This window comes from bacterium, from assembly GCA_024226335.1.
GTDB lineage: Bacteria > Myxococcota_A > UBA9160 > SZUA-336 > SZUA-336 > JAAELY01.
Genome location: JAAELY010000454.1, coordinates 1 through 15,668 on the forward strand (window position 1 = coordinate 1; position 15,668 = coordinate 15,668).

Annotated in this window: 12 protein-coding genes; 5 read left to right on the forward strand and 7 right to left on the reverse strand. The window is 60.7% G+C overall.

Annotated elements, in window-relative coordinates; genetic code table 11:
* Positions 1 to 282: 282 nt before the first annotated feature.
* Together GY725_21745 and GY725_21750 are read right to left on the reverse strand one after the other, a co-directional pair.
* Positions 283 to 660: a response regulator gene (locus tag GY725_21745; protein ID MCP4006812.1), complete on the reverse strand. Its 378-nt coding sequence runs from the start codon at positions 658 to 660 to the stop codon at positions 283 to 285.
* A 12-nt stretch (positions 661 to 672) separates the two neighbouring features.
* Complete coding sequence (locus GY725_21750) at positions 673 to 1,506, reverse strand: HAMP domain-containing histidine kinase (protein ID MCP4006813.1); 834 nt, start codon at positions 1,504 to 1,506, stop codon at positions 673 to 675.
* A gap of 433 nt (positions 1,507 to 1,939) precedes the next feature.
* Here GY725_21750 and GY725_21755 point away from each other — a divergent pair, with 433 nt between their 5' ends.
* Entirely contained in the window at positions 1,940 to 5,038 is a 3,099-nt protein-coding gene (locus GY725_21755; GenBank protein MCP4006814.1) for an AAA family ATPase, read from the forward strand.
* Positions 5,039 to 5,352: 314 nt separating this feature from the next.
* Positions 5,353 to 8,499 carry an AAA family ATPase gene (locus tag GY725_21760; GenBank protein ID MCP4006815.1) on the forward strand — a complete coding sequence of 1,049 codons (3,147 nt, stop codon included), beginning with the start codon at positions 5,353 to 5,355 and terminating at the stop codon, positions 8,497 to 8,499.
* Between the two features lie 144 nt (positions 8,500 to 8,643).
* Here the strand turns inward: GY725_21760 and nirK are convergent, their stop codons facing one another.
* The 3 genes from nirK to GY725_21775 are packed head-to-tail and all read right to left on the reverse strand — an operon-like array spanning position 8,644 to position 11,136.
* Entirely contained in the window at positions 8,644 to 9,735 is a 1,092-nt protein-coding gene (nirK, locus tag GY725_21765) for a nitrite reductase, copper-containing (protein MCP4006816.1), read from the reverse strand.
* A gap of 38 nt (positions 9,736 to 9,773) precedes the next feature.
* A complete protein-coding gene (locus tag GY725_21770; GenBank protein ID MCP4006817.1) occupies positions 9,774 to 10,538 on the reverse strand; it encodes an SCO family protein in 765 nt (254 codons plus the stop codon).
* A gap of 13 nt (positions 10,539 to 10,551) precedes the next feature.
* On the reverse strand, positions 10,552 to 11,136 hold the full coding sequence (locus GY725_21775) for a hypothetical protein (protein MCP4006818.1): 585 nt from the start codon (positions 11,134 to 11,136) through the stop codon (positions 10,552 to 10,554).
* 220 nt (positions 11,137 to 11,356) lie between these two features.
* On the opposite strand from GY725_21775, the gene GY725_21780 reads away from it, so the two are divergent.
* On the forward strand, positions 11,357 to 12,163 hold the full coding sequence (locus GY725_21780) for an enoyl-CoA hydratase/isomerase family protein (GenBank protein ID MCP4006819.1): 807 nt from the start codon (positions 11,357 to 11,359) through the stop codon (positions 12,161 to 12,163).
* Positions 12,164 to 12,174: 11 nt separating this feature from the next.
* On the opposite strand, the gene GY725_21785 is transcribed toward GY725_21780, so the two are convergent.
* On the reverse strand, positions 12,175 to 12,642 hold the full coding sequence (locus GY725_21785) for a VOC family protein (GenBank protein MCP4006820.1): 468 nt from the start codon (positions 12,640 to 12,642) through the stop codon (positions 12,175 to 12,177).
* 4 nt (positions 12,643 to 12,646) lie between these two features.
* Positions 12,647 to 13,981, reverse strand: a complete 1,335-nt coding sequence (locus GY725_21790) for an aromatic ring-hydroxylating dioxygenase subunit alpha (GenBank protein MCP4006821.1) — start codon at positions 13,979 to 13,981, stop codon at positions 12,647 to 12,649.
* A 92-nt stretch (positions 13,982 to 14,073) separates the two neighbouring features.
* Between GY725_21790 and GY725_21795 the strand changes: the two genes are divergently transcribed.
* Both GY725_21795 and GY725_21800 read left to right on the forward strand, forming a co-directional pair.
* Entirely contained in the window at positions 14,074 to 14,832 is a 759-nt protein-coding gene (locus GY725_21795) for an SDR family oxidoreductase (protein ID MCP4006822.1), read from the forward strand.
* Positions 14,833 to 15,657 carry an enoyl-CoA hydratase gene (locus GY725_21800; protein MCP4006823.1) on the forward strand — a complete coding sequence of 275 codons (825 nt, stop codon included), beginning with the start codon at positions 14,833 to 14,835 and terminating at the stop codon, positions 15,655 to 15,657. It begins immediately after the preceding gene.
* Positions 15,658 to 15,668 lie beyond the last annotated feature (11 nt).

Below are 15,668 nucleotides of genomic sequence, written 5' to 3' on the forward strand. Positions count from 1 at the left end.
CCTGCGAAGTTCGGTGGAAATCACACTCTGGGTTGGGGCAGAAGGGCGGCTTTGGACAGGTCGGGAGTTCGCGCATTCCCGGTCACTACGCACACCCCGTGCCAGGCACATTCTTCGGACCACAACTCTTTGATTCCAGGATTTGTCCGACTACGCCACTCGATACCACACGGAACCGAGTCGCGGACCATTTCTTCGAGAAGTCGGTCGCCGTGAATTCCGGACGCGTCGATCCGTGCCGTAGCGAAGAGTGCGCCCGGCGGCAGGTCTCGAATCTTCCGGCTACTTCCGGTCCTTCGGAAGTCGCTCGAGCGCCATGTCGAGCGCGGCCCGCAACTCGTCCAGGCCAAAGGGTTTGGCCAGAAGAGATATCTCGTCGTTCGGTTCGACCCCGGGTAGTTCGAGCCAGGGATTGCCGGAGATGATGATCGTGATCATTCCAGGCGATTGCTCGCCGATTAATCGCGCTACCTCGAGCCCGCTCATCGAGCCGCCCAATTTCCAGTCGGCGATCAGGATATCGGACTGAAAGTGCTGGCCCCGCTTTACAGCGTCGTTGCCATCCCCGGCTGCTTCAACCTCGTGTCCGAGGCGAACCGCCATTCTGCACAAAACATCTCGGAATTCCGGTTCGTCGTCCACGATCATGACACGTGCCAAGTCGGGTTCCCTTCAGCAGGAATTCGCGATCGGTGGAACCGCATAAGCCGCGAGTTCCACCGTTACCGTCGTGCCCTTTCCCGCTTCGCTTTCAATCCAGATTCCGCCGCCATGTTGCCATACGATCCCGCGTCCTACGCTCAGCCCCAACCCCGTACCGGCCGTTTCGCCCTTGGTCGAATAGAAAGGCTCGAATGCGCGGGTCAATGTCTCGTCGGTCATACCGGAGCCTTCGTCGGACACACTCAAACGCAGGAGATCTCCGAACCGGATCAGCGTTACGAGCACGCACGCTCCCGAGGCGCTCGCATCGACGGCATTGCAGAGAAGGTTGATGATGACCTGCTCCAGCTCCGTCGCGTTTCCCAACACCAGGGCGGATTCCGTGTCGTTCTCGTAGCTGAGGTCGACTCCCGATTGTGCCGCGTAGCAGTGAGTGAGTTTTATCGAACGCCGAGCGATCTCGTCGAACTCGACCTCGATCATCTGCGGATCTTCTCGGCGCGAGTACCGCAGGACGCCCCGTGCGATCTCGGCACAGTGCCGCACCTGTTGGCTGATCGTGGCCAGAGCTTCTTCCCGCGCTCCCTCGTCGCGATTCAGCAGAGCATCCTCTGCCAGTAACTGGATGATTCCCAGCGGATTGTTCAGTTCATGCGCCAGACCCGCTGTGAGAGTGCCGAGCGAGGCCAGCCGGTCCGTTCTGGGCTGGACCTGATTCAGCTGTTCCAGTTCGGTTTTCGCCCGGCGAAGCCCCGCGTTCTGGGTTTCGAGCTCTGTCTGGCGGATCTGGAGCTCGCAGACCTGCCGCTCGAGATCTTTTTGCCGCTTTCTAGAGCTCATCATCCCCGAAATGCCCCTGATCGTCCTCTCTGGCGGCAACCTGCGAACTCTGCACCGGCCCATTCTCGATGATGAGTCTACGAAAGTGAGGTTGATCTACTTGAAGTGAGGTTGATTTTTTTCTGAATTGCAATTCACTCGTGCGAGCTCGCTAGAACGCTTGAGGGCCCGATGTCATCGAGAGTTCCGAGGGTCTGGGGTTTTCAAGGTTTTCGAAGCGGCAGAAATGGCCGAAAATGACCGGGAATGGTCGGAAATTCAGGCATTACTCATGGAATATTGCCCTTGTGACGGCGTATGATGTTCCATTGAGATTGGAACTGGGGCTGGGGTTTCTTGGCGAGAGGCGGAGCCTGACCCAGCCGAAAATGCGCCTTTCTGGACGGCCTGATCAGGATCAGGGACAGGATCTTCTAGTGATCTGGTGCGAGTCGAGATGATTTATCGATTCCTCGAATTCGAGCTTTCTGAGGAACGCTTCGAGGTTCGGAGGAACGGAGAGCCTGTGCTGACTCAGCGCAAGGCTTTTGACTTCGTGCGTTTTTTGCTCGTGAATCGCGATCGCGTAGTCACGCACGAAGAGTTGATCGACGCGCTCTGGGGAGGGGCGGCCCGGAGCCTGAGCACCATTCCGCAGTGCGCTGCCTCTGCTCGCCGGGCTCTCGGAGACAGTTCGACTCGACAGGCCGTGTTCCAGACCGTCCGTGGGCGAGGCTATCGGTTCGTGGCAGAGGTCGAGGAGGCGGATTCGACGACACCTTCACTGCGGGTGATTCCCCGCGGTGAAGCCGGAGACGAAAGCGACTCCGCGCCATTCGTGGGCCGCGAGGAATTGATGTCCACTTTGTTTGCAACGCTGGGTGTGAGCCTGTCCGGCGAGGCGCGTGTTGTTTTTCTGTCTGGTGAGCCGGGCATCGGCAAGACACGCGCTGTAGAGGAACTCTCGCGCAAGGCGTTGGAGCACGGCGCCTCGGTGTTGACCGGGCGTTGCTATGAAGGGGAAGGCGCGCCTGCTTTCTGGCCCTGGATCCAGATAATTCGGGAATGGAATCGAAACAACGACTTCGCAGATCTCTCCGAGGACCTCAAGGACGAGGCGAGGTTCTTCTCGAAATGGCGTCCAGAGGTCGCGGGGAAGAACTCGAATAACTCGGCACAGGCGGGTGAGGGCGCGGAGCTGCGCTTCGGGCTTTTCGACGCGGCCACCCGGGGGCTGAGAAAGTTCGCGGCGGACACCCCACTCGTCCTGGTGCTCGAAGACCTGCACTGGGCGGATCCCGCTTCTCTGGGTCTGTTGCGCTTCATCGCGGCGAGCCTGCGCCACGATCCGATACTCTTGGTGGGGACTTTTCGAGAAGACGAGCTGTATCGGACCTCGGAGTTGGCCCAGACCCTGGCCGGGTTGGCCCGGGAGCCGTCGTTCTCTTCCTTTTCGATGGAAGGTCTGGGACGTGAGGACGTAGGAGCGCTTCTCGAGCAGACCGTCAGTCGGGAGATCCCACCGGACCTGGTCGATTCCGTGGCGACGATGACCGAAGGCAACCCGTTCTTCGTGGTCGAGCTCGCGCGACTTCTCAATGCCGACGGGGCAGGGGCCAATGTCAAAGACCTGCCTCGAAGTGAAGGTCTTGAGTTGCCGGCGAGCATCACCGCCACCATCGAACGCCGACTGGGAAAACTGACTGCCGCTTCGCGGCGGCTACTTGCGACAGCTTCGGTCATTGGGCGCGAGTTCACGCTGGCGCGTCTTTCGGAAGTCGCGGGTCCCGACTATCAACCCGTTCTCGAGCATCTCGAGGAGGCGGTCGAGGCACGAATCATCGAACCGATGCGTCGTGTCCCCGGAACATACCGCTTCAGTCACGCCCTGATCCGCGAGACTTTCTACCAGGGGATTATGGGTCCCGCTCGGGCTCAGCTCCACCGGTCCGTCGCGGAGGCCCTGGAGCATCGCCATGGCGATTCGAACGACCCTCCCCTGGCCGCACTGGCCCACCACTGGTACGCGGCCGTGGCAACGGGTGCAGTCGAGAAGGCCGCCGAGTACAGCAGGCTTGCGGGGCTGGCGTCGGCGGCGAGGCTCGCATTCGAGGAAGCGGCCTTCCATCTGAGGCGCGCACTCGAACTCGCGGATCTTCGACCGGTTTCCAACGAACGCGAGCACTGCGAAAACCTTCTCGACCTGGGGAAGGCTGAGTGGAATTCCGATAACCCTCGGCTCGCGCGCGCCACTTTCGCGCGAGCCGCAGCGCTTGCGCGCCAAATTGACTCTTCCCAGCTTTTCGCGAGAGCCGCGATCGGCTACTACGGCTTCGAGCAGGGAATCTCCTCCGATGCGACGACGCGTGCGCTGCTCGAGGAGGCTGTCGGCTGGCTGGACGCGGATTCACCCGAACTTCGCGCGTGTGTGCTGGCCAAGCTCCAGCACATGACTCCCCACGCCGACCGAATGGAGACGCGACGCTCCATGAGCTTGGAGGCGCTCGATCTCGCCCGCAGCTGCCAGGATCCCCAGGCAATGCGCGACGCCTTTCGGGCTCGCGAAATGGCCACGGTTCCCACCGGGTTCCTCGATGAGCGACTCGAGTGGGAGGCGGAGTGTCGCGAGTGGGGCGAGAGACTCTCTGATCCGTGGCTTTCGTTGCTTGGAAACGACGTCGTCTCGTCACTTACCCAAGGGGACCGTGCGGGAGTGCTGCATTCGATGCAACAGAGTTCCCGTTTCGCAGCCGCCTCCGGAGACCGAATGAGTCGGTTCGTCTCCATTCTCCAGCAGTCCGGGTTCGCCATGATGGAAGGGCGCTTCGACGATCTGGGTCCGCTCATCGAATTGATTCCCGAGGCGGGCAAGAACTGCGTTTCCTGGTCCCAGAGTGCCTACTTCGGTTATCTCTTCGTCGAAACCCTCGAACTCGGAAAGTTCGATCAGCTGAAGCAGGATTGGTTGTCATTCTTCGACGACATCGTTTTGAGCTTCCCGAGTCGCGAGGTGATCGGTCACGCATCCATTGCCGTCATTCATTCACTGACTGATGATCATGCAGCGGCGATGAAAGAACTGGACCAGCTCCAGGATTGCTTCGGGATGGGGGCCGAGAACACGCAACATAATGAGAACTGGATCTTCGCGATGCGGTTGTTAGGCGACGTGATCGAGCGTTTGGGGACGAAGTCGCACGCCGGGATGCTTGCGCACGCCCTTGAACCGTCTGCCGAACAGGTCGTCTGTCATTCGTCGTTCCGCTGGGCAGGTGGCAGCGTCGCTTCCACGCTCGGTCTGCTCTCCTCCGTTCTCGGCAATTTCGAGGCTGGAATCGCCCAGTTTGAGGCCGGCCTGGCCAGGGAAACAGCGCTCGGAGCGAAACCCGCCATGTTGCGCAGTCAGGCTGGGTTGGCGCGCTTGCTGATGCGCCGTGGCACCAATAACGATCGATCAGATGCGCTCGCCTTGATGGATGAAGTCGTCACTGGGTGCGAACAGCTCGGGATCGATCCGCGCGAGAAGTACATCGCACCTTTCGAGCGTGTCCAGTGACCGTCGATCCTCGCTCGAGGATGCTTGCTGATGTAGCTCGATATTGAGGCGATAAGTCCTGTTCTGGATCTTGATCTCTTTGGCGTGATTCGGCTTTGAAATTCAGCTCAGCGACGGAAATGCGCGGTTCTTCTCTGGCTATATACTCACCCGCGCCCTCTCGAGGTCTGCAAACCGGAGAAAGAGCGCAAAAATTTATTCAGAATTCACGGTAGGCACGTATGATGGTTGATTGAGAGCAATCTCCCCGACCTTTTCGATGAGCGGGTCGGGCCAAGTTCAAAATTTCTTGGGGGGGGGATGCGCGTTTCTGGATGGCCGGGATTGAAAGCCCATTCTCGAACTATCGGCTGTGGTTCGAGTTGATCTTTCGTTTCCTCGACTTCGAGCTCGACGAAGAACGCTTCGAGATCAGAAGAGGTCAAAGACCAGTTCACACGCAGAGAAGGGCCTTTGATTTTCTGCGCTATCTGCTGTTGAACAGGGATCGCGTGGTCAGCCACGATGAACTCATCGAGACTCTCTGGGACGGAGCTGCTCGGAGCGAGAGCAACATCCCCCAATGTGTGGCTTCCATCCGTCGATCCATGGGTGAGCAAGTCGACCGCGATGCCGTGATTCAGACGGTACGGGGTCGGGGCTATCGTTTTGTGGCGGAGATCGAGGAGATCGCACCGGCCAGAAACTCTGCGGACGCACCTCCGCGCGTGGATCCAATACAGGCAGACTCCAGCTCATCGCCCTTCGTCGGACGCAGGGAGGTGATGGCGACACTGCGCTCTGCACTAGGAGAGAGTCTGTCCGGTGAGACTCGTGTCGTCATGCTCGTCGGGGAGCCGGGAATCGGCAAGACACGCGCGGTCGAAGAGCTGGCCCGTGAAGCCGCCGACCGCGGCGCAACGGTCTTGACCGGACGATGCTACAAGGGCGAAGGTGCGCCGGCCTTTTGGCCGTGGCTTCAGATCGCCGATGAATGGGTAGGGCTCCACACGACCTCGATGTTACCCGTGGAATTCAAGGCCTTGGCGAAGGCTCGTAGGCGCTGGTTTTCCGAAAAATCTCCCCGTACCCCGGCGATAGGCATGGAAGCGGTGGAGGCGCGCTTCCAGCTCTTTGACGCCGGGGCTCGCGCCCTGCAGCGTGGTGCTCAGTATGCGCCGCTCGTCCTCGTGCTCGAAGATATTCACTGGGCCGACCCGGCTTCCCTCGGATTGCTTCGCTTTGCTGCTGAACAGATACATCACGTTCCCCTGCTCATGCTTGGGACCTATCGTGGAAATGAACTCGACAGCACGCCCGAGCTTTCCCTGACCCTGGGTGAACTATCGCGCGAGTCCACGTTCCGGCGCATCCCCGTCGAAGGTCTCGGGGCAGAGCACGTAAATGAACTTCTGTCGCAGATCGTCAGCAAGGACATCCCCACGGCATTGTTTGAATCGGTGGCTTCGATGACCGAAGGCAATCCTTTCTTTGTCATCGAACTCGCGCGGATCCTCGATGCGGCGGAAAGTGCTCCGGAGTCCGGTGACCCCGGCGGAAGAGGATCGATCGGACTACCGGCGAGTGTGTCCGATGCAATTGCGTTTCGACTCGGCCGGTTGACGGACGGATCACGACAACTCCTGACACTGGCCGCGGTGATCGGCCGGGAGTTTGGAGTGACGCTGTTGTCGGAGGTTGCGGGACAGGAATGCGAGCTGATTCTGCAACTTCTGGAAGAGGCGGCCCTCCTCGGGATCGTCGAGCCCGTTCGCAACGCACCGGATACATATCGATTCAATCACGCCCTGACTCGCGAGGCGTTGTACCAGAGGGTTGAGGCGACGAGCAGAGCTCCACTCCACGGATCCGTCGCGAAGACGTTGGAGCGTCTTCACGCCAATTCGATGGCTCCTCCGCTAGCGGCGCTGGCGTATCACTGGTACGAGGCGTTAGAGACCGGTGAACTCGAGAAGGCGGCCGAGTACTGCAGGCGGGCAGGAGTGTGGGCGTTGTCAAAGCTCGCGTTCGAGGAGGCCGCCCACCAGCTGAAGCGGGCGCTCGAGCTTGCGGACCTTCGGCCTTCGTCTGGGGAGTCTGAGAGTTGCGAGCTTCTGCTTCACCTCGGGCAAGCCCAGTGGAGTGTCGGCGAACGCGCGGAGGCCCAGGCCACGTATGCCAAGGTGGTGGCCCTCGCTCGTCGAATCGGTTCTGCTGAGTATCTCGCGAGAGCCGCGATCGGCAATTTCGGGTTCGAACAAGGCCACACTGAGGACGCGACGGCCCGCGCGCTGCTCGAGGAGGCGGCTGCAGTCCTGGATGACGACCTACCGGCGCTTCGCGCGCAGGTGCTCACCAAGCTCGTATTCATGGCTCCATACGCGGACCTGATGGAAACGCGACAGTCCATGAGCCTGGAGGCACTCGAACTCGCCCGAAACTGCGGGGATGTCAGGGCCCTTCGCGAGGCATTCCACGCTCGGCTCTGGGCCACGCCCACGCCCATGTTCCTCGAGCAGAGACGCGTGTGGACAAAAGAGTGTCTCGCCTGGGGCGAACAACTCGATGACCCGTGGTTGTCGTGGCTCGGCACCGACTCGGTCTTGGCTTTCTCGCTGGGAGACCGAGCTGAGCTAGTCCGTGCGATGCAGGAGAGTTCCCACTTTGCAGGTCTGTCCGGCCATCGTTCAGGGCAGTTCGTCATCCTCCTCGAGCAAACGGGCTTTGCCCTGTTGGAGGGACGCTTCGACGACTCGACCCGCTTCATCGGGCAGATCCTCGAGGCGGGTAAGGACTGTACTTCTTGGGCTCCAGAATCCTACTACGCCTATCTCTTCCTCGAGGGCTGGCAACGAGGCATACTCCATCAGCCGGGCCAGGACTGGCCGACGTTTTTCGAAGGCCTGATCGCGGGACTTCCTGGACGTGAAACGATCGGCCATGCCGCCATCGCGTTGCTCAAGGCTTTTGGCGAAGACCGAAAGGGCGCGTTGGCAGAACTCGATTGGCTCACCGGGTCAATCGGGCCCGAGTTTCGCGAAGTGCCGCAGAATGAAAACTGGCTCAGTGCGATGTATCTGATGTCAGAGGTGATCGAGCGTCTCGATGCACAGCCCTACGCCGAGCTTCTCGCCCCCGCTCTCGAGCCTTTTGTCGACCAGATGGTATGCCATCCCTCGCACCGTCTGCCCGGAGGCAGTATCGCAACCATGCTTGGCCTGCTTTCATCCGTTCTCGGGGATTTCGAAGCAGGGGAGGCCTATTTCGAAGAAGGTTATGCGAGGGAGAAAGCGTTCGGAGCAAGACCCGTCATGTTGCGCAGTCGGGCGGGACTAGCGTGTCTGCTCCTGCGCCGGGGTGCGAGGGGTGACCGATCTCGCGCAGACGCCTTGATGGAAGAAGTCTTGAGTGGTTGTGAAGACCTGGGCATCCATCCTGACGTGAAGTACGTCGAGCCTTTCGAGCGCCTTTTGCAGCGATAGATTCCCCGGCCGATGGCCGTTCCAGCCCTGTCGGAGTTGAAGATGCTCGTGCGGTGTTGCGGGGGGAACTCCCGAAACGCAAACGCGGGAGGAGCCTGGGCTCCCCCCGCGTTCTTCGGCGATGGGCCGAATTGGAAATGGTCGCTATTTCTTGATCCCCCTCGGCGCGACGACCTGCTCGAGCAGATCGTTATTCCACGGACCTTCTACGTTGATGTGCGCCGCGGCACCCTTGAGAACCGCATCGATCAGATTGTGGTTCAGGTAGACGTAGAGACCGGGCTGCTGGAAGGTATAGAGAGCCGCACCTGCGGAGCCGCCGGCGATGAACCAGGTCTCCAGATCGGTTGCGGGGGCATCCGCGATGTTGCCCCGTTCCCATACATAGTCTCCGTGACCGCCGATCAGATGGGGGCGTGTGTCGCGATTGGCCTGCGAGTGAACGAAGAGGACCATCTCGCCGACCTTCGCCTTCATTGCGGCATCACCCGTGATTGCACCCACAGCGCCATTGAACACCACATGAGAGGGCTCATTGGTCTTCATCACCTCCATGACGTCTCCGATGGCTTCAGCAGGTGAGTTGTACTTCACGTAGTTTCCGGCCACGCCCTTCGGTACGTAGAAGTCCTGTTCGCCGATGTAGTAGGCCTTGTCGTAGGTGAGGGAATTACCCTTTCCGTCCTTCAGGCCGTCCCGCGGCAAGACCATGATGGCACCGTTCATTCCCGATACCACGTGGTAGGGAATCATCACGCCGCCCGGAGCGCAGTGATAGACGAAGACGCCGGGCTTGGTTGCCTTGAAACGAATCGTGGCTTCCTGGCCCGGGGCTACCATCGTGAGTCCCGCACCTCCCAGCGCACCGGTCACGGAGTGCAGGTCGATGTTATGGCTCATGATGTTGCCTTCGCCGCCCTCCCAGCCTTCGACGCCGTAGTAGATTCCTTCTCCCTTGGGATTGGCCAGCGTGAGCTCCACATAGTCGCCTTCATGGACGACGATCATCGGGCCGGGAACACTGCCCATGAAGGTCAGGGCGTTGACCTCGGTTCCCCTCGGGTCGATGACGAGTTTCCGCTCGGAAACCTCCAGGCGAACTTCAACGATGACCGGCCCGCCTTTGGCCTTCTGGGTGTGTTTTGGAAAAGCCGGGGGCCTCACCATCTCTTGCTTGACCCGTTTCAGCCCTTTCGCTTTAGAGGCTGTGTCCGCCTGGGCGGGAGCCGCGCTCATTCCCAAAGCGATGGCCATGATCACAAAGAGCACTCGCTTCATCTCTTCTTCTCCTCGATGCCCTCAATTTGTGAATCGCCCGTGGGGTGGTCAGGGCATGCCATCCCCCCGGAAGTGCAATCCGTAGAGACCGGCTCGGGCGTGCCGTGCGACTCTGCCACGGTTGTTTGTACGGCCGGCGCACTCGCCGACTCCTTCAATAGCGCCAGCACCGCCCCTGTCATCTCGTCGATGGGAGAGCCGGTGAAAAACAGGGCGCGCGTCCGACCCGATCCGTCCAGTAGATAGATTTGTTGCGAATGCGCGTAGAGGTACGACTTTTTCGCAAAGGCCTTTGAGCGGTTGTGCTCGGTGGTCAGTTCGATGCCGTGACTCCGGTCGTACTTGAACAGGAAGAGTTCGGCGATGCGGTCGGTCTCCTCGCGCTGTCCCGTGAGCCCGACGAATCGCGAATCGAAGCGAGCCAGGTATTCCTTCAAGTGTGCCGATGTGTCGTTTTCCGGGTCGACCGTTACGAACAGGACCTGGACGTGTTTCGCCGCTTCTTCCAGGCGCTTCATCAGAAACTGTAGATGCGCCAGTGTCGTTGGGCAGATGTCCTGGCAGCTCGTGTAGCCAAAGGAAATCAAGACGATCTTGCCGCGGTAGTCCGACAGACTCACCTCGCGCCCGAGGCTACTGTTCGCGCTGAATTCACCCCCGACCCCGTCGTGGATGGGTAGCGTCTTCTCGTCGCTCGTCCATCCGATTCCCGGAATCAGGAGAATGGAAAGCAACGACAGAAAGAGGATTCTGGCACGCACTGCGAAACTCCGATCAGTAACAGACGACCTGAGGTCCGGTTCCCGGGAAGGCCAGCAACGGGCGCTCGTCAATCCGAAGGATTACGGGCGCTCCGCCTGGAACGTCTCGAACCAGCCAGTCGTGTTCTCTGCGGGCAATATGAGGAATGCCTTCGCTATCCACGGCCCGTCTTTCCAACTCGAAATGGGCCCGGAAGAGCCCACTGTCGACTAACTCGACTGCGATCGGGTCGAGCCGGTATTCGAGTCGGGGATGGGTGGAGTGGAGGTTGGCCCGCCAGGCTTCGAGTTCTACCGGGGTCTCGAGAGTCTCCTCGCCGACCAACGAGAGTTCGAAGGACGATCGAGCCAAGAAGCGTTCCAGCTTGCCCGCCTCGGGGTCTTCGCTTTCAAGCACGGCAAACCAGTCGCGAACAAGTGCAACAATCCGTTGCTCCATAGCAGGAACGGTTGATGTCGAGGCGTCCGGAGCGAGGTCCGTGCTGGAATTCGCGGCACAACTCGGCAGAAGTGAGACGAAAGACATCAGCACGACGAGCCAACCCCCGCTCGAAATCACCCGTGTACGGCGCTTTGCAGTCCCGATCGCCTCGCCCACATTGCCTTCCCGTCTATTTCTTCGACCTGACCCGCGAGCGAGTCTTCCCGCGGGACAATCAGGCTCAATCCCGTGGGGCAGAATGCTACGCCGAAGAAAAGCCGATCGAATCGGTCATTTGACCGAGGGCGCAAATTGCCACAAGGTCGGGCTGAGATGGCCTGTCGATGGCGCCGTGTGTGAACCGGTTCCACCGGTTGGCGCCAGAGAGGTTAAAGAGATGAGCGATCTGGTGACGCTTGAGCGCCCGCATGACGGTGTCGCGCTCGTGACGATGACAAATCCGAAGATCCAGAACTTCGGCTCCTGGGATGCGATCGAAGCACTGGCCGCGGCCCTCAAGGAGGCACGAGAGTCCGGTGCGCGCGTGTCTGTTTTGGCCTCGGGAGCTGAGGGCCACTGGTACGAGCACGCCTGGTTGACCGATCTGAGTGCGACGCTGCAGGGCAAGCCCTCGAGCGGGAATCCGATCTGCTGGTTTCAGGCGTTGTCCGAGATCACCTCGATCGATGTCGTGACGATTGCCGCGGTGTCGGGGGATTGTTCCGGAGGCGGGGCCGAACTCGGTTGGGCATGTGATCTGCGCGTGGCCGAAGACCAGGTGCGCTTCGGACAACCCGAAGTGATGATCGGGGTCGCAACGGGTCTCGGGGGTACCTGCCGCGTCTCGCGCTTGATCGGCCGCACCGCGACAGCAGAACTCGTGCTCGACGGCGCGCCGATGACCGCGCGCCGCATCTATGAGCTGGGGGGCGTGAACCGTATCGTCGAGACGGGGCGCGCCGTCGAAGTCTCGGTCGCCTGGGCCCAGCGCCTGGCATCGCGGCCACCGGGTTCGCTGCGGGCGCTGAAGCAGATGCTCTCCGACGCGGACAATCTGCATCTGAACGACGCGATGGCGAATGAGCAGAAGGTGTTCCAGGGCGTGGCCGGTACGCCAGAGGCATTCGACGGCATGGCGCGGACGCAAGTGCGCTTCGATGCGGGCGAGTCGGTGCGTGACGTATACGGAGATCCGCAGGAATAGCGGACGGGTTGTTAGTCGCTCAGGTCGGGGCGATAGGCGGCGATGTCGTCGCGTTCGACGAGTTCGATTGCGTTGCCTTCGGGATCGCGGAAGAACGCGATCTTCATCGCAGGTGCGCCTTGCAGAGCGGGATCCGACAATAACGTCGCTCCCGTATCGAGCGCCCGTTTGACGACGGAACCCAGTCTTTCACAATAGAAGGTCAGGTAGGCGATTCCCGCGGTCGCGGTCAAATGCACCCGTGGCTCCGAGGCCGGCGGCGGCTCCGGCGGTCCCAGCAATTTCAGGCGCTCGCCCCAGGGGGTCTGTAACCAGACCATCTCGAAGCCATCCGGTCCCATGCCCGCGGGATCGCTGATGGGGGGCGGGATCGGTGCGCGCATGACTTCGCGACAACCGAAGACGTCGGAGTAGAAGTCCACCATCGACGCCAGGTCGCGCACGCAGATTCCGACTTCGAGTGGTGCGTTCTGTTTCACGTGATCAGCTCCTCTCGACCCACTCGGAAAGCAGTTGTTTGACCCGCAGCTCCTCCGGGACGTTTTCGATACCGATCAAGCGATCGAGTTCTTCGTGCAGGTGGTAGATGCGCCTCTCCTGATAGCTGAGTGCCACGCTCTTGAAGCCCTCTGATTCGAGTGAATCCTGGATTCCCGCCAGGTTCTGCGTGTCTTCGTCAAAGACGATGTCGAAGAGTTTGATTCGTCCCTGCCAGCTCTCGGGCATCTCGCCGTTGTCGAGTTCGAAGTCAGGACCGCCGAACCAGAGCACGTCCATGCGCGTACGGCGAATATCGAGTGGCCAGAACAACAGAATTGGAAAGCCGGTCAGGTCGAGTGGAGTTACGAAGTTGGGGAAGAGGTTGTACGCCAGATTGGTGGTGCGCGGAATCTCGCCCGCGTGGCCGAATTCCGCGAAATCGCTGGGGACCTTTCCGTCGACCATGTTTTCGGGCCTGATCGGCGTGGCCATGCGCGAATGACCGGACGGCAGCAGACTCATTGCCGATCCGCGATGGTCGATGAAGCGATGCACCGTGTTCGGGTGGATATGCCTAAGATGATAGACCTCGAGGAACGCGTCGATCGCGACCTTCCAGTTGCAGGCCAACTCGATGCTGTGTTTTTCGACGAAACGCAGCGACTCCGGTTCGAGATCGCTCCACTGATCGGGCACAGGCGCCAGGTAGTCCAGCAATGGGATTGCATCGGGGTCTTCGTTCAAGAAAATGAACCCTGCCCAGAGTTCGCAGCGGACGGAACGCATCTTCCGGCACGAACGATCCATATTGGAGAAGTCGCGCTCGTCGGGTACGCCAACAAGGGCTCCCTGCAGATCGTAAACCCAGCTGTGGTACTTGCATTGAAACCGCGGCACCGTGCCGTCGACTTCGCGCACCAGTTGAGCACCTCGATGCTGGCAGGTGTTGTAGAAGGCGCGGATTTCCCGGTCCTCGCCGCGCACGATCACGATCGGCGCGCCCGAGTCGGTCCAGAGCAGGTAACTGCCTACCTCGGGCAGTTGATCCGTGTGACCGGCCAGGACCCAGCAGCGCGGCCAGATGTGAGTCTTCTCCAACTCGAAGAACGTGGGGTCCGTGTAGCGTCCAGCGGGTAGATCTGCGAGTTCGGGAAAGCCCTCGGGCGGTGCCTCGCGCTGAAACTCGAATTCGATCTGTTTCTTGATCCGCTGTGTCGTAGCTTCGTCCACCAGATACCTCCTGGGTTTTCGCTCCAGAGCATCATCCCTGAACCCTCGCCCAAAAACTGCCCGAGGCCCAACCCCCAGGTGGATCGCGGTCTGATACGCTGCTTCCATTCTACTGGAGGAGAGCGCTTCCTGTGAAGCTCGGTCCGAGCACGCGACCTGCGCTGCCCGGGCTCCGAACCTCGAAACAAAGGAGTGATGGCATGGAACTCGGACTCAAAGGGCGACGCGCCCTGATCACCGGAGCGAGCCGCGGTATCGGTCTCGCAATCGCACGGTCCTTTGTCGACCAGGGGGCCGAAGTTGCGATCTGCGCGCGTGGCGCCGAGGGGCTGGAGAGCGCGGTCAAGGATCTGCAGGAACGCGGTGGGCGTGTCTTCGGAAGAACCGTCGACGTCGCCGATGGCGACGCGTTGAAAACATTCATCGTCGAAGCGGCCGGGGAACTCGGTGGGCTCGACGTCTTTGTCTCGAATACCAGCGGCGGCGCGGGCATGGGTGAAGCTGCCTGGAAGGCGGGCTTTGAAGTCGATGTGATGGGGGCGGCGCGCGGTGTCGAGGCTGCGCTGCCATTCCTCCAGAAGTCCGATGCCGGGAGTGCGGTCTTCATCAGCAGTACTGCGGCCCTCGAGTATCTCGGCATGCCCCAGCCGTACGGAGCGATCAAAGCGGCGCTGATTGCGCACGCGAGCGATCTATCGCAAGCCCTGGCTCCCAGCGGAGTGCGCGTGAACGTGGTCTCGCCGGGACCGATCTATTTCGAAGGTGGAAACTGGGAAATGATCAAAACGGCCATGCCGCAGATCTACGAGAAGGCACTCGAGCAGTGCGCGATCGGTCGCATGGGTACACCCGAAGAAGTTGCGCAGGCCACCGTATTTCTCGCCAGCCCGGCTGCCAGTTTCATCACCGGTGCAAATCTGGTCGTGGACGGCGGCTTCACCAAGCGTACCGCGTTCTAGATGTCGGATTCGGAACTGATCCTGGTCGACCAGCCCGCACCGCTGGTGCGGCGAATTACTCTGAACCGCCCGGACAAGCGCAATGCGCTCAGCAACCCGCTGCGCGGGGAAGTCTTCCGCGCGCTGGAGGAGGCCGATCGCGACGATGCGGTGCGGGTCTGCATCATTCGCGGCGCGGGCAAGTGCTTTTCGGCCGGCTACGATCTGGGGGCGAATAACGCCGTCGACCAGCCTTATTACACTTCGGGAGGGGACGGCAACTGGTCGCGCCACGTCGTCGAGGGCTGGTTTCATATCTGGGATCTGCAGAAGCCCGTGATCGCGCAGGTGCACGGTTACTGTCTGGCCGGTGGCAGCGAACTCGCCACCGCCTGTGATCTGGTCTACGTGGCTGAAGACGCACAGATCGGCTACCCGCCCGTGCGCCTGATGAGTCCTCCGGACATGCAGTTCCACCCCTGGATGGTCGGCATGCGTCAGGCCATGGAGTTGATGTTGACCGGTGATGCGATCGACGGCGTGGAGGCGGCGCGCATCGGCTTTGCAACTCGAGCTTTTCCAACCGAGGAACTCGAATCGAGCGTTGTCGCGATCGCCGAACGGGTGGCCAAGATCCCGAGCGACCTGCAACAACTCAATAAACGCAGCGTTCACCGCGCGATGGAGATCATGGGCATGCGCGCCGCGTTGCGCTCGGGAACGGATATCCAGGCTCTGGGCTTTCACACGCGCTCGACCCGCGAGTACATGAAGAGCTTCGCCGAAGGAGTGACGAAGGCATTGAACGAACGCGACGCCAAGTTCGGTGACTATCGAACGAGCTAGACACCGATTCG